This window comes from Scleromatobacter humisilvae (assembly GCF_023231945.1).
Taxonomy (GTDB): domain Bacteria; phylum Pseudomonadota; class Gammaproteobacteria; order Burkholderiales; family Burkholderiaceae_C; genus Scleromatobacter; species Scleromatobacter humisilvae.
Window position 1 is genome coordinate 101,246 of record NZ_JAJLJH010000005.1, and the last position, 19,727, is coordinate 120,972.

At 69.9% G+C, this 19,727-nt stretch carries 19 protein-coding genes; 7 read left to right on the forward strand and 12 right to left on the reverse strand.

Annotation, left to right across the window (positions count from 1 at the left end):
* Window positions 1-54 precede the first annotated feature (54 nt).
* Entirely contained in the window at window positions 55-1,977 is a 1,923-nt protein-coding gene (locus tag LPC04_RS17940; protein ID WP_275683632.1) for a PrkA family serine protein kinase, read from the reverse strand.
* A 453-nt stretch (window positions 1,978-2,430) separates the two neighbouring features.
* On the opposite strand from LPC04_RS17940, the gene LPC04_RS17945 reads away from it, so the two are divergent.
* Window positions 2,431-4,002 carry a hypothetical protein gene (locus LPC04_RS17945; RefSeq protein ID WP_275683633.1) on the forward strand — a complete coding sequence of 524 codons (1,572 nt, stop codon included), beginning with the start codon at window positions 2,431-2,433 and terminating at the stop codon, window positions 4,000-4,002.
* Here the strand turns inward: LPC04_RS17945 and LPC04_RS17950 are convergent.
* On the reverse strand, window positions 3,999-4,919 hold the full coding sequence (locus tag LPC04_RS17950) for a ParB/RepB/Spo0J family partition protein (protein WP_275683634.1): 921 nt from the start codon (window positions 4,917-4,919) through the stop codon (window positions 3,999-4,001). The genes LPC04_RS17945 and LPC04_RS17950 overlap by 4 nt on opposite strands.
* A gap of 32 nt (window positions 4,920-4,951) precedes the next feature.
* Window positions 4,952-5,521, reverse strand: a complete 570-nt coding sequence (locus LPC04_RS17955; protein ID WP_275683635.1) for an RBBP9/YdeN family alpha/beta hydrolase — start codon at window positions 5,519-5,521, stop codon at window positions 4,952-4,954.
* Window positions 5,522-5,646: 125 nt separating this feature from the next.
* Between LPC04_RS17955 and argC the strand changes: the two genes are divergently transcribed.
* Window positions 5,647-6,639: an N-acetyl-gamma-glutamyl-phosphate reductase gene (gene argC / locus LPC04_RS17960; RefSeq protein WP_275683636.1), complete on the forward strand. Its 993-nt coding sequence runs from the start codon at window positions 5,647-5,649 to the stop codon at window positions 6,637-6,639.
* A 73-nt stretch (window positions 6,640-6,712) separates the two neighbouring features.
* Window positions 6,713-8,098, forward strand: a complete 1,386-nt coding sequence (locus tag LPC04_RS17965) for a tetratricopeptide repeat protein (RefSeq protein WP_275683637.1) — start codon at window positions 6,713-6,715, stop codon at window positions 8,096-8,098.
* On the opposite strand, the gene LPC04_RS17970 is transcribed toward LPC04_RS17965, so the two are convergent.
* The 6 genes from LPC04_RS17970 to LPC04_RS17995 form a co-directional block, all read right to left on the reverse strand.
* Window positions 8,099-8,968, reverse strand: a complete 870-nt coding sequence (locus tag LPC04_RS17970) for an EamA family transporter (RefSeq protein ID WP_275683638.1) — start codon at window positions 8,966-8,968, stop codon at window positions 8,099-8,101. It abuts the gene before it with no gap.
* A gap of 70 nt (window positions 8,969-9,038) precedes the next feature.
* Complete coding sequence (locus LPC04_RS17975; RefSeq protein ID WP_275683639.1) at window positions 9,039-9,743, reverse strand: helix-turn-helix transcriptional regulator; 705 nt, start codon at window positions 9,741-9,743, stop codon at window positions 9,039-9,041.
* Window positions 9,744-9,761: 18 nt separating this feature from the next.
* A complete protein-coding gene (locus LPC04_RS17980) occupies window positions 9,762-10,142 on the reverse strand; it encodes a VOC family protein (RefSeq protein WP_275683640.1) in 381 nt (126 codons plus the stop codon).
* Between the two features lie 81 nt (window positions 10,143-10,223).
* Entirely contained in the window at window positions 10,224-11,504 is a 1,281-nt protein-coding gene (locus LPC04_RS17985; protein ID WP_275683641.1) for an ABC transporter substrate-binding protein, read from the reverse strand.
* Window positions 11,505-11,679: 175 nt separating this feature from the next.
* Window positions 11,680-12,438, reverse strand: a complete 759-nt coding sequence (locus LPC04_RS17990; protein ID WP_275683642.1) for an SDR family oxidoreductase — start codon at window positions 12,436-12,438, stop codon at window positions 11,680-11,682.
* A 28-nt stretch (window positions 12,439-12,466) separates the two neighbouring features.
* On the reverse strand, window positions 12,467-12,766 hold the full coding sequence (locus tag LPC04_RS17995; RefSeq protein WP_275683643.1) for a putative quinol monooxygenase: 300 nt from the start codon (window positions 12,764-12,766) through the stop codon (window positions 12,467-12,469).
* A 106-nt stretch (window positions 12,767-12,872) separates the two neighbouring features.
* On the opposite strand from LPC04_RS17995, the gene LPC04_RS18000 reads away from it, so the two are divergent.
* The gene (locus LPC04_RS18000) at window positions 12,873-13,835 is read left to right on the forward strand and encodes a GlxA family transcriptional regulator (RefSeq protein WP_275683644.1); all 963 of its coding nucleotides are present in this window, start codon (window positions 12,873-12,875) and stop codon (window positions 13,833-13,835) included.
* On the opposite strand, the gene LPC04_RS18005 is transcribed toward LPC04_RS18000, so the two are convergent.
* Window positions 13,836-15,353, reverse strand: a complete 1,518-nt coding sequence (locus LPC04_RS18005; protein WP_275683645.1) for a CoA-acylating methylmalonate-semialdehyde dehydrogenase — start codon at window positions 15,351-15,353, stop codon at window positions 13,836-13,838.
* A 127-nt stretch (window positions 15,354-15,480) separates the two neighbouring features.
* On the opposite strand from LPC04_RS18005, the gene LPC04_RS18010 reads away from it, so the two are divergent.
* From LPC04_RS18010 to sodC, 3 genes are all read left to right on the forward strand, one after another.
* Entirely contained in the window at window positions 15,481-16,446 is a 966-nt protein-coding gene (locus LPC04_RS18010) for a LysR family transcriptional regulator (protein ID WP_275683646.1), read from the forward strand.
* Between the two features lie 81 nt (window positions 16,447-16,527).
* Window positions 16,528-17,022: a tetratricopeptide repeat protein gene (locus tag LPC04_RS18015; protein WP_275683647.1), complete on the forward strand. Its 495-nt coding sequence runs from the start codon at window positions 16,528-16,530 to the stop codon at window positions 17,020-17,022.
* A 36-nt stretch (window positions 17,023-17,058) separates the two neighbouring features.
* Window positions 17,059-17,586, forward strand: a complete 528-nt coding sequence (gene sodC / locus LPC04_RS18020) for a superoxide dismutase [Cu-Zn] SodC (protein ID WP_275683648.1) — start codon at window positions 17,059-17,061, stop codon at window positions 17,584-17,586.
* A gap of 6 nt (window positions 17,587-17,592) precedes the next feature.
* Here sodC and LPC04_RS18025 read toward each other — a convergent pair whose 3' ends face one another.
* Both LPC04_RS18025 and LPC04_RS18030 read right to left on the reverse strand, forming a co-directional pair.
* On the reverse strand, window positions 17,593-18,870 hold the full coding sequence (locus tag LPC04_RS18025) for an aspartate carbamoyltransferase (RefSeq protein WP_275683649.1): 1,278 nt from the start codon (window positions 18,868-18,870) through the stop codon (window positions 17,593-17,595).
* 260 nt (window positions 18,871-19,130) lie between these two features.
* Window positions 19,131-19,694, reverse strand: a complete 564-nt coding sequence (locus tag LPC04_RS18030) for a flavodoxin family protein (protein ID WP_275683650.1) — start codon at window positions 19,692-19,694, stop codon at window positions 19,131-19,133.
* Between the last annotated feature and the right edge of the window lie 33 nt (window positions 19,695-19,727).

Genomic DNA, 19,727 nt, shown 5'->3' on the forward strand with positions numbered 1-19,727 from the left:
AGCGCCGCGGAGACGAGCGTTCCGCGGCGGACTGTTGCTAGGAAGACCGTTCGATCAGGAGCTCTTGCGAACGCGGAGATACCACTCGCAGAGCAGGCGCACCTGCTTCGGCGTGTAGCCCTTCTGCACCATCCGGTTGACGAAGTCCTCGTGCTTGCGGGCCTCGTCGGCGCTCGCCTTCGCGTTGAAACTGATGACCGGCAGCAGCTCTTCCGTGTTCGAGAACATCTTCTTCTCGATCACGACGCGCAGCTTCTCGTAGCTCGTCCACAGCGGGTTCTTGCCGTTGTTCTGCGCCCGGGCGCGCAGCACGAAGTTGACGATCTCGTTGCGAAAGTCCTTGGGGTTCGAGATGCCCGCGGGCTTCTCGATCTTCTCGAGCTCGGCATTCAGCGCGCTGCGATCGAACACCTCGCCGGTGTCGGTGTCGCGGTACTCCTGGTCCTGGATCCAGTAGTCGGCGTAGGTGACGTAGCGGTCGAAGATGTTCTGGCCGTACTCCGAATAGCTCTCGAGGTAGGCGGTCTGGATCTCCTTGCCGATGAACTCCGCATAGCGCGGCGCCAGGTTCTCCTTGATGAACGAGACGTACTTCTGCTCGGTCTCCGACGGGAACTGCTCGCGCTCGATCTGCTGCTCGAGCACGTACATCAGGTGCACCGGATTGGCGGCCACTTCCTGGCTGTCGAAGTTGAAGACCTTGGACAGGATCTTGTACGCGAAGCGCGTCGAGATGCCGCTCATGCCTTCGTCGACGCCGGCGTAGTCGCGGTACTCCTGGTAGCTCTTGGCGCGCGGGTCGGTGTCCTTCAGGTTCTCGCCATCGTAGATCTGCATCTTCGAATACAGCGACGAGTTCTCCGGCTCCTTCAGCCGCGTAAGCATCGCGAACTGCGCCATCATCTTGAGCGTGCCCGGCGCGCAGGTGGCGTCCGCCAGCGACGAGCCGCGGATGAGCTTCTCGTAGATCTTGACTTCCTCGCTGACGCGCAGGCAATACGGCACCTTGACGATGTAGATGCGGTCGAGGAAGGCCTCGTTGTTCTTGTTGTTGCGGAAGGTCTTCCACTCGCTCTCGTTGGAGTGGGCCAGCACGATGCCATCGAACGGGATCGCGCCGAAGCCTTCGGTGCCCTTGAAGTTGCCTTCCTGCGTGGCGGTGAGCAGCGGGTGCAGCACCTTGATCGGCGCCTTGAACATCTCGACGAACTCGAGCAGGCCCTGGTTGGCCAGGCACAGGCCGCCGGAGTAGCTGTAGGCGTCGGGATCGTCCTGCGCGAAGGTCTCGAGCTTGCGGATGTCGACCTTGCCCACCAGCGACGAGATGTCCTGGTTGTTCTCGTCACCCGGCTCGGTCTTGCTGATGCCCACCTGCTTGAGGATGGAGGGCATGCGCTTGACGACCTTGAACTTGCGGATGTCGCCGCCGAATTCCTCCAGGCGCTTGACCGCCCACGGCGACATGATGCGGTTGAGGTAGCGCCGCGGGATGCCGTATTCGCTCTCGAGGATCGCCCCGTCCTCGGTTGCGTTGAACAGCCCCAGCGGCGACTCGTTGACCGGCGAGCCCTTGATCGCATAGAACGGCACCTGCTCCATCAGCGCCTTCAGCCGCTCGGCGATGGAGCTCTTGCCGCCGCCCACGGGGCCCAGCAGGTAGAGGATCTGCTTCTTCTCTTCCAGCCCTTGCGCGGCGTGGCGGAAGTACGAGACGACCTGCTCGATCGCGTCCTCCATGCCGTAGAACTCGGCGAAGGCCGGATAGATCTTGATGACCTTGTTGGCGAACAGGCGCGACATGCGCGGGTCGTTGCGCGTGTCGATCGACTGCGGTTCGCCGATGGCCTTGAGCATGCGCTCCGGCGCCGTGGCATACGCCAGGGGGTTGCGCTTGCATTCCGCCAGGTACTCTTCGAGCGAGAGTTCTTCCTCGCGGGTTCGTTCGTAGCGGGCTGCGAACTGGCTGATCACGTCCATGACAAACCTCCGGGCTGAGTGACACTGCAAGCGCCGAACACGAGGTGAATCGAGTCGGGCCAGGCGCTTGCGTCTGGAATGTTTTGATGGAGTCCGGGCCAGACCGGAACGTTCTTGCGGGAAGTACGTACCGGTGAGTCAAGGCGCCATCAGAGCAGTCCGTTCAGCGGGGAAAGGGACGATGAACTCTCTCTGAATCCGTAGGTTACAGCGTGCGACGGTTTTGTGGTTGTCGATCAGGCGAATAAGGACTTGTTCCGGTTTTATCTTGTCCTTTCCCGGCCTACATTTCAACTCGCCTGTAGGATTCTTTCCACGCGTGCGCGGATTGACCCGCCCGCCAGCCCGTGTCGCCTGAACCGGGCGTGGCGAGGCCTTCGTCTTGTCGCGCACGACACCGCCTGCTCGGCTTGCCCGGGCCTTCGCGGCGTCCCGCCTCTTTCGGAGACACCGATGATTCGAACCGAGACGCGCCTGCGCCTCCTGTGGCTGACGCTCGCCTGCACGACCCTGGCCGCATGCGGCGGCGGTGGCGGCTCGACGACCGCGCCGCCGCCGCCCGCGCCGGCACCCGCACCGTCGGAGTCGGCCTACCTGCTGGCCGAGTTCGTCGCCACCGATTCCAACGGCCAGTTCGTGCGCGTCTGGGACCCCGCGCACCCGACGGTCGCGGTGCAGAACGTCAAGCTCGTGATGAGCAACGGCATCCAATGGGCGTCGTCGCATCTCGTCTTCGCCGATGCAACGACCTACAACGCCGGCACGCGCACGGTCACGACGCTGGGCCACGCGAAGGTGTTCTACGACAACGACGGCAAGCTCTTTTCGATCGACCTGCGCGGCGGCCAGTCGCATGCGCCGGTGCAGTTGTCGAGCGCGACCGACGTGTTCATGCCCGTGCGCGCCTACGCGATGGATGCCGGCGGCGACGACGCCTGGGTCGACGCCCAGGGCGGCAACCACGACTGGGCGATCCGCAGCTCGATGGTGGCCGCGACGGCGCCTGTCTTCGTCCGGCACGTCATCGCGCCGCTGCGCGATGCCGCCACCGGCCTGCCGCAATACTTCTTCGCCTCGCTGGGTGTCGACGGCACGCACCCGGTGCCGGCGACCTACGAGATCGCGGACGCCGCCACCTTCGGGCAGGTTCCCACGCCGCCCGTCGACGAGATGGCGGCGGCCGACGGCTGGATCGGCGCGGATCCGGGCCAGCAGGGCCTGGGTTACGTGGCCATCGACGGCCAGCTGCGCGAACTGCACTGGACCGCCGGCGGCGTGAGCGTGGATGCGAGCAGCCTGCGCGCGCTCGCGGGCAGCGGCACGTCCGCGACCACGTCCGACGCGCAGTCGCTCTACGTCGTCGACGGCACCACGCTGCTGTCGCTGGCCAACGGCACCGCGCGCACGGTCGGCAGCTTCACATTCGCACCGGCCACGTTGACGGACGCGGGCGGCTACGTGGCGGGCGTCGAGATCAGCGGCGCGACGGCGACCCAGCCCAAGTACCAGGTCGAGACCGTGAGCAAGACGAGCGGCGCCACCACGCTGGTCGAACCGGAGGCGACGACACTGCAGCTGCTGGCGGCGTCGTCCGACGGGCTGATCCTGTCCGGCACGGTGGAACAGCCGCAGGCCTTCGTGCTGGCCAGCGGCGACAACCTGGTGCGCACGACGCTCGGCTCGCAATGGGTGGGCGTGGTGCGCGCGGCCGGCGCGCGCGTCGACCAGCCTGCGGCGCCCGTGGCGCTGCTGTCCTGCGTGGCCGGCACGACGGGTTTCTGCGTGCCCGGCGCGCTGACGCAGCTGGACTTCTCCGGCACCGGCATCGCGCTCGGCAACGTCGCCGCGAGCGCGCCGATGCTGCGGGGCGATGCGATCGTGGGACTCGCATCGTCGCTGTCGGGCCAGACGCTGCTGAACTCGCCCGCAGGCTTCGGCGACGGCGAGACCGACCGCCGCGATGCGTGGCAATTCACGCCGGCCACGGCGGGCTCGCTGACCCGCGTGACCAGCAACCTGCCCTAGTCTTCCTCGGACAGGCCGAGGCGCTCGAGCAATCCGCTCAGCTCGTCATTCGAGCCGAACGAGATCGCGATCTCGCCCGAGTCGCCGTGGCGCGTCTTCTTGAGCATGCGGATCTCGACGACGGCGGCGAGCTTGTCGGCGAGCTGCTCCTCGAGGCGCGCCAGGTCTCCGCGCTTTTCCTTCTTGACGCGCAGCAGCGGCGTCTGCCGTCCGCTGCTCGCCTGGCTGCGCGCGACGAGCCTCTCGGCGTCGCGCACCGACATCTTCCTGGCGACGATCTCCGTCGCGTTGAGGATCTGCTGCGCCGGCTCCAGCGTGAGCAGCGCGCGCGCATGGCCCATGTCGAGGTCGCCTGCCATCAGCATCTGCTGCACCGGCGCCGCCAGATTGAGCAGGCGCAGCAGGTTGCTGGCCGCGCTGCGCGAGCGGCCGACGGACTGCGCCGCGACCTCGTGCGTCATGCCGAACTCGTCGACGAGGCGCTTCAGGCCCTGCGCCTCTTCCAGCGGATTCAGGTCCTCGCGCTGGATGTTCTCGATCAGCGCCATCACGGCGGCCGATTCGTCGGGCACCTCGCGCACCAGCACCGGCACCTCGTCGAGCCCGGCCAGCTTGGCGGCGCGGAAGCGGCGTTCGCCGGCGATGATCTCGTAGCGCTGCGCCTTCGCGCCCGCGCCCTCGAGCGGCCGCACCAGGATCGGCTGCATGATGCCCTGGCCGCGGATGCTCTCGGCCAGCTCGTACAGCGAGCCTTCGTCCATGCGCGTGCGCGGCTGGTACCTGCCGGCCTGCATCTGCGTGAGCTTCAGCGTGGTGGGCAGCGTCGGGCCGCCCGCGGGCGCCGGCGTCTCGTCGATCTTCGGGCCGAGCAGGGCTTCGAGGCCCATGCCGAGTCCCTTGGGTTTTTTGGTGACCATGAGGCGGATTGTCCCCGAGAAAAACAGCGGAGCTAGTTGCCGGCGGCAGGATTGCGCAGCAGATCGGCCAGCAGCTGTCGTCCTTCGGGCCAGTCGCCGAGGCCGGAATCGGCGTTCAGGTGGCCGCGCCCTCGCACCTCCAGCACCTGCGAGCCCCAGTCGATGGCCATGCCGCGCGCCCGGTCGAGCGCGCAGAACGGATCGTCCGTGCTGATGACGGCCAGCGACGGGAACGGCAGCCGCTGCCGGACGATGGGCGTGAACGAGTGCAGCACGCCGCGCACCTCGTCGCGCTCGACGTCGGGCGGGGCCACCAGCAGCGCGGCACGCACGCGGCCCGTCTTGCGCGAATGCGCGGCCCAGCCGGCGGTCAGCTGGCAGCCGAGGCTGTGCGCGACCAGCGCGACCTGCGGCGATTCCTCGCGGGCCTCGAGCTCGCCGATCGCCTCGTCCAGCCGCATCATCCAGTCGCCGCGCAGCGGGTGCATCCAGTCGCTCTGCTCGACCCGGACGTCGCTGTACAGCGCCTCCCAGCGGCTCTGCCAGTGGCGCGGACCGGAGTTCTGCCAGCCCGGCAGCACCAGCACGTGCAGGCGGGGCACTTCTGCGCGGCAGGGATCGTGTAATGTCATTGCCTTATGCTTCGCCTTGAATGACCGCTTCGCTGCGGCACATCGATTCTGCCGCGTCGGGCCCGACGGCCCCCGGCACCCGGAGATTTCAAGCCATGAGCACCGCCCCCAAGAAGTTCCGCGTCTACGTCGACGGCCAGGAAGGCACGACCGGATTGCGCATCCACGAGATGCTCGCCGCCCGCCCCGACCTCGAGCTGCTGCGCATCTCGCCCGAGCTGCGCAAGGACGACGCCGAGCGCGCGCGCCTGCTCAACGCCGCGGACGTCGCGTTCCTGTGCCTGCCCGACGAGGCCTCGCGCGCCGCCGCGAAGATGATCACCAACCCGGACACCTGCCTGATCGACGCCAGCACCGCGCACCGCACCGACCCGAGCTGGGTCTACGGCCTGCCCGAGCTCGCGCCCGGCCAGCGCGAGGCGCTGCGCACGGCCAAGCGCATCGCCAACCCGGGCTGCCACGCCACCGCGTTCATCCTGCTGATGCGACCGCTGGTCGACGCGGGGCTGGTCGCGGTCGACGCCAACGTCACGGCGACGTCCATCACCGGCTACTCGGGCGGCGGCAAGAAGATGATCGAGCAGTACCAGGGCTGGCATGCGCGCCAGATGGACGGCGAGCGCCAGGTCGACGCCGCGCTGAGCGCGCCGCGCCCGTACGCGCTGGGCCTCGCGCACAAGCACATCCCCGAGATGAAGACGTGCTCGAAGCTGACGCGCGCGCCGGTCTTCATGCCCATCGTGGGCAACTTCTACAAGGGCCTGGCGGTCAGCATCCCGTTCCACCTGAACCAGTTCGCCGCGGACACCGACGCCGCGAAGGTGCACGCCACGCTCGCCGAGCGCTACGCCGGCGAGCCGTTCGTCAACGTGATGCCGCTGTCCGATCCGGCGGTGATCGCCGAGGGCTCGTTCGACGTCCAGGCCTGCAACGACACGCAGCGCGCCGACCTGTTCGTCTTCGCCGGTGCCGGGCAGGTGCTGCTGATGGCGCGCATCGACAATCTCGGCAAGGGCGCGTCCGGCGCCGCGGTGCAGACGATGAACCTGCACCTCGGCCTGCCCGAGACCTTGAGCCTGCAGGACTGATGCGACCCGCCGCCACGGCCGCCTGCCCTCGCGCGCCAGCGTGGCGGCGCTGCTTTTGCGGAGCGGCCGTCGCATGACGAACGCGTCTGCCGAGACCCTGCGGGACTCGCGCGGACTGCGTCTGGGAACCGCGTCGCGCGCGGCCGCCGACCGCGCGGACGAGGCGCTGTGGCAGATGATGACCTTCGCCGACACGCCGCGTCTCGCGCTGCAGGCCGCGCGCGAGGCCGACGCCGGCTGGGCCCTGCCGCTGCTGCTCGACGCCGGCTTCCGGCTCGGCCTGAACCAGCCGGACGACCGCGCCGCCGCGCGCGAGCTGCTCGCGTCCGCGGGCGCGCTCGCGTCCCGCGCGACCGCGCGCGAGCGCGCGCACCTCGAGGCCTTGACGCGCCTGCAGGAAGGCCGCGTGGCGGCGGCGCTGCGCATCTGGGACGACCTGCTGCTGGAGCATCCGCGCGACGCGCTCGCGCTGCACTGGGCGCACCAGTGGGATCACGCGCGCGGCGATTCGGCCAGCATGCGGCTGCGCCCGGCCCGCGCCCTGCCGGAGTGGGACGACGCCGACCCGCTGTTCCCGTGCGTGCTGGGGCTTTACGCCTTCGGCCTCGCCGAAGGCCACCAGCTGGCGCTGGCCGAGGATCTCGGCCGGCGCGCGATCGCGCTCGCGCAGGAGCAGCGTGCCGACGCGCCGGCGCGCGTCCCGTGGGCCGTGCACGCCGTCACGCACGCGATGGAGATGCAGGGCCGCTTCGACGACGGCGCGATCTGGCTGCGCCAGCAGCAGGCCGGCTGGACCGACGGCACGCGCTTCGCGAGCCATCTGTGGTGGCATCTCGCGCTGTTCCGGCTGGAGGCGCTCGACGTCACCGGCGCGCTGCGCCTGATCGACACGCACCTGTCGGGCGCCGCGCTGACGCACGGCCTGCAGTGCGTGGACGCCGCGGCGCTGTACTGGCGACTGCGTGTGATGGACGTCGAGGTCGACGCGCTGTTCAAGGACCTGCTGCAGCGCTGGTCGCCCGAGCCCGAGCAGGCCGGCGTCCACGCGTTCACCGACTGGCACGTGGTGCTCGCGATGCTGGGCGCCGGCGAGCGCGCGCAGGCCGAGGGTTGGGTCGCGCGCTGCGCCGAGCGCGTGATGCGCGCCGAGGAAGGTGCGCGCAGCAACCACGCGGTCGCGCGCGACCTCGGCCTGCCGCTCATGCGCGCGCTGCTGGCGGCGGACCGCGGCGAGCACGACGCCGCCGTGCGCGGCCTCTACCTCGTGCACGAATCCGCGGCGCGGCTGGGCGGCAGCCACGTGCGGCGCGACCTCGTCGCCCAGACGCTGATGAACGTCGCCGCCGCCAGCAAGCTGCCGCACATCGGCCGCGCGCTGCTCAACGAACGCTGCCTGGCCAAGCCGGTGACGCCGCTGACCCGCCACTGGGCCGGCAAGCTGGGCGTGGCGATCGCCTGATCAGGCCCTGCGCCGTGTCGCGAGCAGGTTGACGGCCAGGCCGCCCATCACCAGCGCCGCGGCGCCGAGCTTCCACGGCGGCAGCCCTTCGTGCAGCGCCAGCGCGGAGGCCGTCATGCCGAACACCGGCACCAGCAGCGCGGTGGGCGTGACGGCCGACGGGCTGTGGCGCGCGAGCAGCCAGTTCCACACGCCGTAGCCGAACAGCGTGTTGCCGATCGCCTGCCACGCCACCGCGAGCCAGGCCACCCAGCCGGCGTGCGCCAGCGAGTCGGCGACGGGCTGCGTGCCGTTCTGCAGCAGCGCGATGAGCCACAGCGGCACCGCCGCGAACGGGCTCGACCAGACCATGAAGCCGAGCGCATCGACGCGTCCGGCCGCGCGCGCGATCAGGTTGCACAGCGACCACGCGACGGCCGCGCCGATGACCAGCGTCACGCCGAACGCCGTCACGCCGGCCTGGGTCGACACGTGCGAGGCGACGATCGCGAGCCCGCCGACGGCCAGCGCGAACGCGGGCCACTGCAGCATCTTCAGGCGGTCGCGATACAGCAGCGCCGACAGCCCGATGGTGAAGAACACCTGCGACTGGATCACCAGCGACGCGAGGCCAGGCGAGATGTCCGAGCGCATCGCCCAGAACAGCAGCCCGAACTGGCCGACGCCGATCAGCACGCCGAAGGCCGCCAGCTTGCTCCAGCTCATCGCCGGCTTCGGGATGAAGAAGATGAACGGCAGGAACGAGAAGGTGTAGCGCAGCGCCGCGAAGGTGTAGGGCGCGAAGGCATCGAGGCCCAGGCGGATGACGACGAAGTTCGTGCCCCAGATCGCGACGACGGCCAGGGCGAGCAGCAGGTGGGTCAGGGGCATGCGTGCAGTCTAGGTGCTGCGGCGTGACCCGCCGCCACGCAAGCCCTTTGCCGTCAGCCGACGAATCGGGCTAGGGGGACGAGGCCCGCGCCGGCCACTCTCGCCTCACCTGGCGCAGGAAGTCCGGCAGCGTGCGGCCGGGCTCGTCTCGGTAGACCTCGTCCAGCACGTCCAGCGTGCGCATGCGGTCGATGCGGAAGCTGCGGAACGCCGTGCGGTGCTCGCACCACGCGGCCAGCGTCCAGACGGCTTCCCAGTTGTAGCAGCCCAGCGGCCGCGCGATGCGCGAGGTGGCCGCGCCTTGGGCGTCCTCGTAGTCGAATCGGATGCGCCGGCGCATCGACGCTGCCTCGCGCAGCACGCCCAGCCGCTCGATGCTCACGGGGTCCTTGGCCCACGGCGCCGCGTACAAGGGCAGCGCCTCGGCCGCGGCGCGCGCCGCTGGCGGCAGCACGCCGATGATCTTGCCCAGCGCGTCCTCGGCGGCCAGCGCGAGCTCGCGATCGAGCCGGCTTTGCGCCAGCCGCACCGCGGCGACCAGCGCCTGCGCCTCGAGTGTCGTGAACATCAGCGGGGGCAGGTCGAAGCCGCCCGTGAGCCGGTAGCCGACGCCCGCCTCGCCGTCGATCGGCACGCCCTGCGCCTGCAGGTCGGCCACGTCGCGATAGACGGTGCGCGCGGAGACCTCGAGCTTCTCCGCGATCCACGCGGCGGTCGACAACCGCCGGCCCCGCAGCAGCTGCACGATTCGGAAGAGACGGTCGGCACGACGCATGGGCCGAGTGTAGGACGCTCAGGCCGCCATCGCGTGAAGGCCGATGCGGTTGCCCTCGGTGTCGGCGATGTGGGCGGTGAAGCCGTTGCCGTTCGGCAATTCCATCCTGGGCTGCAGGAGGCGCGCACCGAGTTCGCTGGCGCGCGAGAGCACGGCGTCCAGCGACGGACTGGCGTCGAGGTAGACCAGCGTGGCGTTCGCGCCGGACGCGGGCGCGGCGGCGTCCTGCTTGAGCATGCCGCCGACGCCCTGGCCGACCTCGTACGGAAAGATGGCCAGCGTCTGCGGGCCCGCCTGCTCGCGGCGCAGCGAGCGGGCCAGCAGCGTCTCGTAGAAGCGCTGCGCGCGGTCGATGTCGGCGACGGGGATCTCGAACCAGTTGAGGGCGTTGCGGGTCATGGCAGTCCTTTCGTTGAAGAGGCTGCCATGCTGCCCGGGCGCTGCTGACAACGTTCTGTCAGCAGGCTCGTCGACGGGTTCTCAGTTCTTGCGGCCCTTGGCCGGCGCGGCCGGCGTGTCGGCCACCACGGCGTAGGCGGTGCCGCGCACGGCGTCGAGGCGGTTCATCACCGCGTACATGTCGGCGGGCTTGGCGAAGAACTCCTGGAAGCCCTTGATGCCGGCGGCGGCCATGTCGGCCGGGACGTCGCGGTCGAAGCCCTGCACGAGGTTGTTCTTGGCGTCGGTCAGCACCTTGTACGACGCGAGGTCGAGCACCGTGCCCGCCACCGGCGCGAACTTGTTGGTGGGGAACGAGCCGAGGGACTTGGCGAGCTTGGCGTTGGCCGCGCTGCTGCCGGCGAACTTCAGGAAGCGGCGCGCGTCGGCCTTGTTCTTGGCGCGCGAGGCCACGTGGAAGGTGTCGGTCGGCGCGGCCTCGGAAGCGGCCTGGCCGCTGTCGATGGCCGGGAAGCGTTCGTAGTCGATCACCGGACGCACGATCTCGGGGAAGCTCGCGCTGACGACGGTGCCCATCAGGATCATGCCGGCACGGCCGCCGTACAGGTCGGCCTTGGCGGCGTGTTCGTCCACGGCCAGCGCGTTGGGGTCGAAGCACTTGGCGTCGATCAGCTGCTTCCACATCGCGAACGCGCGGCGCACGTTGCTCTCGTTGTACGACACCTTGCCATCGAGCAGCTGCTGGTGGTACTCGTAGCCGTTGGCGCGCATGTCGATGAAGTCGAACCACGCGGCCAGCGCCCAGCCGTCCTTGCCGTTGAGGGCGATCGGCGTGAAGCCGGCCTTGCGCAGCTTGGAGCAGGCCGCCAGGATCGCGCTGAGGTCGTGCGGCGCCTCGTGGATGCCGGCACGCTCGAGCACGTCGCGGCGCGTGAACAGGCCCCACGGGTAGTACTGGTAGGGCAGCGCGACCTGCTTGCCGCCGACCGTGATGGCCGAGCTGGGGAACGTGTTCCACCAGGTGTTGGCCTTCCACAGGTCGCTCAGGTCGTCGAGCTCGCCGCGTTGCGCCATCATGCGCATCTGGTCGCCGGCGAACCAGTTGAAGACGTCGGGCGCGTTGTCGGTGTCGAGCGACGCGGGCAGGGCCTTGCGGTACGTGGGCTGGTCCTGGATCGTCAGGTGGACGTCGACGTCGGGATTGGCCGTGTGGAAGTCGTTGACCAGTGTCTTGAAGGCCTCGCGCTGCGCGTTGTCCTCGGCACCGAAGTTGATGTTGAGGACCCCGGCGGACGCCGCGGTCGAGCCCAGTCCCAGGACCAACGCGGCCGCGATGGCCGCAATGCTGCGAATCGACTTCATGGTTTTTTCCCCTAACCCACCGACCGGCGGATTATGTGGGCCATGTTGACGGTGTTCCGATAGGGTCTGACCTATGTCTTCCGGGGTCCACGTGATGCATCTCACAGGGAGATGACTCTAAAAGCCGCGCAACGTCCGGCATTGCCGCGTTTTCCGGCCGCGAACCGTGAATGACTCAGCGTCCGCCGGTGACGTCGAGCGTCGCGCCCGTCATGTAGCCGGCGGCGTCCGACAGCAGGAACGCGACGGCCTGGGCGACCTCGTCGGCCGTGCCCAAGCGCTTCATCGGGATCGCGTCGACCGCCGCCTGCGCCCGCTGCAGCATGCCGCTGGCGGCGTGGATGTCTGTTGCGATGATGCCGGGACGCACGCCGTTGACGCGGATGCCCTCGTCGGCGACCTCGCGCGCGAGGCCCAGCGTGAGGTTGTCGATCGCCGCCTTGCTCGCGGCGTAGTCCACGTAGATGCCTGGCGAGCCCAGGCGTGCCGCGGCCGACGACAGGTTGACGATCACGCCGCCGCGTCCGCCGTGGCGCGTGCTCATGCGGCGCACGGCCTCGCGCGCGCACACGAACGCGCCGACGACGTTGACGTTGAACAGGCGCGCGATGCGCGCGGCGGACATCTCGTCCACGCGCGCGGCCACGTCGACGATGCCCGCGTTGTTGACGAGCCCGCCCAGCGGCCCGAGCTCGGCGTCGAGCCGCTGGAACATCGCCTCGATCTCGCCCTCGCGGGCCACGTCGGCCCGCAGCGCGCAGGCGCGCCGGCCGAGCGCGCGGACCTGTGCGGCGACCTGTTCGGCCGAGGCCTCGTCCCGGTGGAAGTTGACGCCGACATCCCAGCCGGCCTGCGCCGCGCGCAGCGCGCACGCGGCACCGATGCCGCGGCTGGCGCCGGTGATCAGCAGGACGCGGGGCGGCGAATCGGTCATCGCCGCATTAGACGCGAAGACGCCGCGCTCAGGGCAGCTTGGCCGCCAGCAGGTCGACGCGCTCGATCTTCGGCGCCTCGCTGAGCAGCTTGTCGGCGTTGGCCATCAGCGCGGCGGCGATCGGGCCGTTCAGGTGCGCCGAGCGGCCGGCCTCGTCCTGGAAGGCGTCGAAGACGCCGAACGTGGACGGGCCGAACTTGAGCGCGAACCAGGCGGTCGTGCCGGACTCGGCGTTGGCGAGCGGCAGCGCGCCGGCGAGGAAGTCGGCGACCGCGGCCTCCATGCCGGGCTTGGCTTCGAGGCGGACGAACAGGGCGAGCTTGACCATGATGCAGGTTCCTTCGGGGTGGGTTGGATTGAACGAGACCGCAGTGTGGGCGTCGCCAGGCTCGATAGCGAGTGGCGAGAACGACAACGTTGATATCATTCCAGCCATGCGAATCCACCTGCTCGTGCTCGACGGCGTGTTCGATCTCGGACTCGCCGCGTTGACCGACACGCTGACCACGGCCAACGAGCTTGCGCCGACCCTGCCCGACGCACCGCCGCCCGTCGTGTTGACGCTGGTGGGCGTGCGTCGCCGCGTGCGCACGGCGCAGGGCCTGGTCGTGCCGGTGAAGCCGGCCGACGCCGTGCCGGTGCCCGACATCGTGCTGGTGCCGGCGCTCGGCGCCAAGATGCCCGACGCGCTGGCGGCCCGGCTGGCGCTGCCTGACGTGCGCGACGCAGGCGCCGTGCTGCGGCGCTGGTCGCAAGGCGGCGCGTCCACCGGCGCCGCCTGCACCGGCACTTTCGTGCTGGCCGAGAGCGCGCTCCTGGACGGCCAGCGCGCCACGACCTCGTGGTGGCTGGCGCCGCTGTTCCGCCAGCGCTATCCGCGCGTCACGCTCGACGAGTCGCGCATGCTGGTCAACGCCGACGGCGTCACGACGGCGGGCGCGGCGCTGGCCCATCTCGACCTCGCGTTGGGCGTGGTGCGCAGCCGAAGCCCGGCGCTCGCGGCGCTGGCCGCGCGCTACCTGCTGGTCGAGGCGCGCGGATCGCAGGCCGAGTTCGTCATTCCCGACCACCTCGCGCACGCCGATCCCGTGGTCGAGCGCTTCGAGGCCTGGGCGCGCCAGAACCTGGCCAACGGCTTCTCGCTGGGCGAGGCCGCGCGCTCGGTCGGCGCCAGCGAGCGCACGCTGGCGCGCCGGCTGCGCGGCGTGCTGGGCAAGTCGCCGCTGTCGTACTTCCAGGACCTGCGCATCGAGCGGGCCGTGCACCTGCTGCGCACCGGCTCGGACAGCGTCGACCGCATCGCCGCCCAAATCGGCTACGCCGACGGCGTGACGCTGCGCACGCTGCTGCGGCGCAAGCTGGGCCGCGGCGTGCGCGAGCTGCGCGCGCGCAGCTGACTACTTCGACGTGGGCATCGCGAACTCGGCGCCCTTGCCGATCGACGCGGGCCAGCGCTGCATCACGCTCTTCTGCTTCGTGTAGAAGCGCACGCCCTCTTCGCCGTAGGCATGCATGTCGCCGAACAGGCTCTTCTTCCAGCCGCCGAAGCCATGCCAGGCCATGGGCACCGGGATCGGCACGTTGATGCCCACCATGCCGACCTGGATGCGGCGCGCGAACTCGCGGGCGATGTTGCCGTCGCTCGTGAAGCAGGCCACGCCGTTGCCGTACTCGTGGGCGTTGACGAGGTCGACGGCGGTGGTGAAGTCGTTGACGCGCACGCAGGCCAGCACCGGGCCGAAGATCTCTTCCTTGTAGATGCGCATCTGCGGCGTGACGTGGTCGAACAGCGTGCCGCCGGTGAAGAAGCCGTTCTCGTGGCCCGACACCTGGTGGCCGCGGCCGTCGACGAGCAGCTTCGCGCCTTCCTTGACGCCGAGGTCGATGTAGCCCTCGATGCGCTGCAGCGCCTCCTTTGTGACGACGGGGCCCATCTCGGCGGCCGGGTTCATGCCGTTGTCGATGACCAGCGTCTTCGCGCGCTCGGCCAGCTTGGGCAGCAGGCGGTCGGCGACGTCGCCCACCAGCACCGCCACCGAGATCGCCATGCAGCGCTCGCCGGCCGAGCCGTAGGCCGCGCCGACCAGCGCGTCGACGGCCTGCTCGATATCGGCGTCGGGCATCACGACCATGTGGTTCTTCGCGCCGCCCAGCGCCTGCACGCGCTTGCCGTGGTGCGCACCGGTCTCGTAGATGTATTGCGCGATCGGCGTCGAGCCGACGAAGGACACGGCCTTGACGTCGGCGTGCGTGAGCAAGGCGTCGACCACCGTCTTGTCGCCCTGCACGACGTTGAACACGCCGTCCGGCAGCCCGGCGCGTTGCAGCAGTTCGGCGATCAGCAGGCTGGGCGACGGGTCGCGCTCGCTGGGCTTGAGGATGAAGCAGTTGCCGCAGGCCAGCGCCACCGGGAACATCCAGCACGGCACCATGAACGGGAAGTTGAACGGCGTGACGCCGGCGACGACGCCGAGCGGCTGGCGCATCGTCCAGTTGTCGATGCCGGTGGACACCTGGTCCGTGAAGTCGCCCTTGAGCAGCTGCGGGATGCCGCAGGCGAACTCGACGACGTCGATGCCGCGCATCACCTCGCCCTGCGCGTCGGAGAAGACCTTGCCGTGCTCGGCGGTGATCATCGCGGCGAGCTGGTCGCGGTGCTCGTTGAGCAGCGCGAGAAAGGCGTTGAGCACGCGGGCCCGGCGGATCGGCGGCGTGTTGGCCCAGCCCTCGAACGCCTTGGTCGCGGCGGCGACGGCGGTGGCGACGTCGGCGGCCGTGCCCAGGTGCAGCTGGCGCGCGACGGCGCCGGTGGCCGGGTTGAAGACCGACTGCCTGCGCGCCTCCGCGTTGACGACGTGCTCGCCGCCGATGAAATGGCCGACGGGCGTGTGGGACGAGAAGGCGGGCGTGGACATGGCGGGCTCCTGGCTAATCGATGCCGAGTGACGAGTCTAGGCATTCGAGCCGCGTGCGGGAAGGCCTCGGGGCTGGATTCACTGTTCGTTTGGGTGAACAATGATCCGACCAAGATCGGAACAAAGAATGGATGCCCGCAAGATCGAATCGCTGTGGTCGCACGTGCACGGCCTGGGCGTGCTGCAGAGCGCCGGCAGCTTCACAGCCGCGGCGCAGCGCCTGGGGCTGAGCAAGGCCGCGATGAGCCAGCGCGTCGCCGAACTGGAGCGCGCCGCCGGCGTGCCGCTGGTGCGTCGCACGACGCGCAGCGTGCGGCTGACCGAGGCCGGCGAGCGGCTGGTCGAGGCCACGCGCGGCGCCTTCGCGCAGATCGAGCAGGGCTTCGCCGGCGTGCAGGATCTCGTCGGCGAGCCGCACGGCGTGCTGCGCGTCAGCGCGCCGGTCGCGCTCGGGCGCCAGCAGATCGTGCCGCGGCTGGCCGGCTTCCTGCGCGCCTATCCGCAGGTGCGCGTCGAGCTGGAGCTGTCGGACCGCCTCGTCGCGATGACGCAGGAGGGCTTCGACGTCGCGCTGCGCCACACGGCCGCACCACCCGACACCCACGTCGCCTGGCCGCTGTGCACGACGCGCAGCTGGCTCGTCGCCTCGCGCGCCTACCTGCGACGCGCGGGCGCGCCCGCGACGCCGGCCGACCTGGCGACGCACGACTGCCTGCACTACCTGCGCCCCGGCGACACGCCGACCTGGAGCTTCGAGCCGGATGCCGCGCTGAAATCGAGGAGCGGCCGCGTCAGCGTCGGCGTGCGCGGCGTCTTCGCGGCCAACAACAGCGAGGCCCTGCGCGAGGCCGCGCTCGCCGGCCTGGGCATCGCGCTGCTGCCGGATTTCAGCGCCCAGGCCGCGGTGCAGTCCGGCAAGCTGCAGCTGGTGCTGCCGCAATGGAAACCAGTCGGCGCCTTCGGCGAGCATCTCTATGCGATCCGGCCCTACAGCCCGGTGGTGCCGCGCGCGGTGCAGGCGTTCATCGGCTATTGGCGCGAGGCGCTGGCCGAGGGCTTCAGCGTCGACAAGCCCGCGCGCCCGCGCGCGTGACGCGCGAGGCGTGTAATGCGCCGTAATCGTCCCGACGCCGGCGCCGACCTACCATTCGAATCAACCCAGAGGAAACCCAGCATGACCGCACGACACACCTTCGCCCTGGCGCTCGCCGCCGCCGCCTTCGCACCGTCCTTCGCGTTCGCCTCGGACGACGCGCCCGCCAAGCCGACGGCGCATGCCGCGCCGGCCGACAACCTCGGCCAGGCCCGCGCGCAGATCGCGGCGCGCCAGTGGGGTCCGGCGCTCGACGAGCTGCGCCGCGTCAACGACACGGGCAGCGCCGACTGGAACAACCTCATGGGCTTCGTGCTGCGCAAGGGCAAGACGCCCGACCTGGCGGGCTCCGAGAAGTACTACGACGCGGCGCTGCGCATCGATCCGCACCATCGCAACACGCTCGAATACTCCGGCGAGCTCTGCCTGATGAAGGGCGACCTCGCCAAGGCCCAGGCGCGGCTGGCGGCGCTGACGTCCGAGTGCGGCGCCAGCTGCGAGCAGACCGGCGAGCTGAAGGCCGCCATCGACCGCTACAAGGCGGCCGGCAACAAGTACGTGTCGACCAGCTGGTAAGCCGTCGACGTCCGCCACCTGCCAAGGGAATCCGCCATGAAGACTCTCGTCGCTTCCGTCTTGTTCGGCGCCAGCCTGCTGGCCGCTTCCGCCCAGGCTGCCGAGGGCAGCGTGACGCTCAACGTCGCCACGGCGGATGGCGCGGGCGCCGCGGTCGGCACGGTGCGCCTCGTCGACACGCCGTACGGACTGGCGCTCTATCCCTCGCTGACCGGCCTGCCGCCGGGCCTGCACGGCTTCCACTTCCACGAGAACGGCAGCTGCGCGCCGGCCCAGAAGGACGGCGTGGCCGTGCCCGCGGGCGCGGCGGGCGGGCATTTCGACCCGCAAGGCGCCAAGCACCACGGCGAGCCCTGGGGCGACGGCCACCTGGGCGACCTGCCGCCGCTGTATGTCGGCGCCGACGGCATGGCCATGCAGCCGGTGCTCGCGCCGCGGCTCAAGCTCGCCGACGTGCAGCATCGTGCGCTGATGGTCCATGCCGGCGGCGACAACCACTCCGACCACCCCGCCGCGCTCGGCGGCGGCGGGGCCCGCATGGCCTGCGGCGTCGTCGGCGGCTGAGGCCGCTCAGTCGAGGACGCTGTCCTCGGGGCCGATGTGCACCGGCGGCGTCCACGCCGCGTCGCGCATCGACCGCTGCACCAGCTTGTCGACGCCCAGCAGCGAGGCGAAGATCGCCATGCGCACCGGTATGCCGTTGTCCGTCTGGCGGAAGATCGCCAGGCGCGGGTCGCCATCGAGGTCGGCGCTGAGGTCGTGCGAACCGGACCGGCTGTCGCGCGGCAGCGGATGCATCACGACGACGTCGGGCTTGCACACGCGGTCGACCAGCGCGCGGTTGATCTCGAACGCGGCGCCGTAGCCCTCGATCGACTCCTCGGCGAAGCGTTCCTTCTGGATGCGCGTGGCGTAGACGATGTCGGCGTCGGCCAGGCTCGCCAGCGAATCGCGCACCTCGACGACGTTGCCGTTGCGGCTGACGCGGTCGACGATGGACCCGGGCATCTCCAGCGACGGCGGCGCGATCAGCGTGAAGCGCACGCCTTTGTACAGCGCGAGCAGCTTGATCAGCGAGTGCACCGTGCGGCCGTACTTCAGGTCGCCGACCAGCGCGATGTGCGCGCCGTCCACGCGCTTGCCCAGGCGCGAGAACTCGCGCTGGATCGTGTAGAGATCGAGCAGCGCCTGCGTCGGATGCTCGCCGGGCCCGTCGCCGCCGTTGACCACCGGCACGTTGGTGGCGCGCGCGAACTCCGCCACCGCGCCCTGCTCGGGATGGCGCACGACGATGGCGTCGGCGTAGCCGGCGATCACGCGGCTGGTGTCGTGGATGGACTCGCCCTTGGCCATCGACGAGAACGTGAAGCCCGTGGTGTCGCACACCGAGCCGCCGAGGCGGCAGAACGCGGCACCGAAGCTGACGCGCGTGCGCGTGCTCGCCTCGAAGAACAGGTTGGCAAGTACCGCGCCCTCGAGCACCCGCGTGACCTTCTGGCGGCGCGCGATCGGCTGCATCACGTCGGCCAGGCGGAACAGGTCTTCGGCCGTCTCGCGGCTGAACTGGTCGACCGACAGAAGGTGGCGCAGGGGTGCCCCGGGTACCAATGGGTTGTCTGAAGGATATACGCTCTGCGTAGCGACTTCGACGCGCGGCGCGGCGTTCGCCAGGATCTCCTGCACGAAGCGCCGGGCGACTTCCGGCATCGCCCGGAATTCGTTCGACTCGTCGGGCAGCAGCCAGCTGTCGAGGGCGCGCCGGCGGCTGCCGATGCGATCCGCGAAGGCGTCGCGGGTCATGTCGAGGCGCCGCATGGCGTCTCGGAGGAGGACTTGTTGCGTGATCATGAGCCCGCATTTGAACTCAGAGCGTATATTTACGCAAGCCGTGTGCGTATATCAATCGCGGGCGGGCAAAAAAAACCCACCTCGAGGGTGGGTTTCAAGTCCTTCGCGAGAAGGACGTCGTTGGGACTGTGCGTGTTGGCCGACTCCGTCCCCTCCCAGAGCTCCTTGAATCGGTCAACACAACGGAATCCAATGTACGAGGCCGGTCGACGAAACGCATCCCTATTTCAGGGGGAGTGCCTCGTCCGGGCAACACCGAACTAGGCTCGGCGCGCACCGAAATAGTTCGCTGCCGTCGCGATCGCCGCGGCATCCTTCTCGATCGCGCCCGGCGCGCCGCCCAGGCCCCACAGCGGCGGCTGCCATTGCATCGCGAGGAATTCGGCGCACAGCTTCAGGCTGTCGAACATCGGTTGCGTCCTGGCGCGGTCGCCGCTGGTGGTGATCGCCCACACCCGCTTGTCGCGCATGCGGTCCTTGAACGCCAGGCCCTCGACGCGCATCCAGGCGCTCCAGTGATCGAGGTAGCGCTTGAGGCGGTTGGGGAAGCTGTACCAGTAGAGCGGTGTCACGAAGACGAGGTCGGTGGCGGCCAGGGTGGCGTCGAGCAGGCGCTGCGTATCGCCGCTGGGCATCGGATAGGTGCCCATGTCGTGGCGGCGATCCTCGAAGTCGGCCAGGTCGAGGCCGTTCAGGTGCAGCCAGGTGCTGGTCGCGCCGTCCGGCAGGTGGCGTGCGGCCTCGCGTGCGAGCCATTCGGTGTTGCCGACGGCGCCCGGCACGCGGGCGCTCGAAACGATGAAGAGGAAGTGGCGGTCGGTCATATCTGGGATGCCTTCGTGCTTCGCACTGCGGTA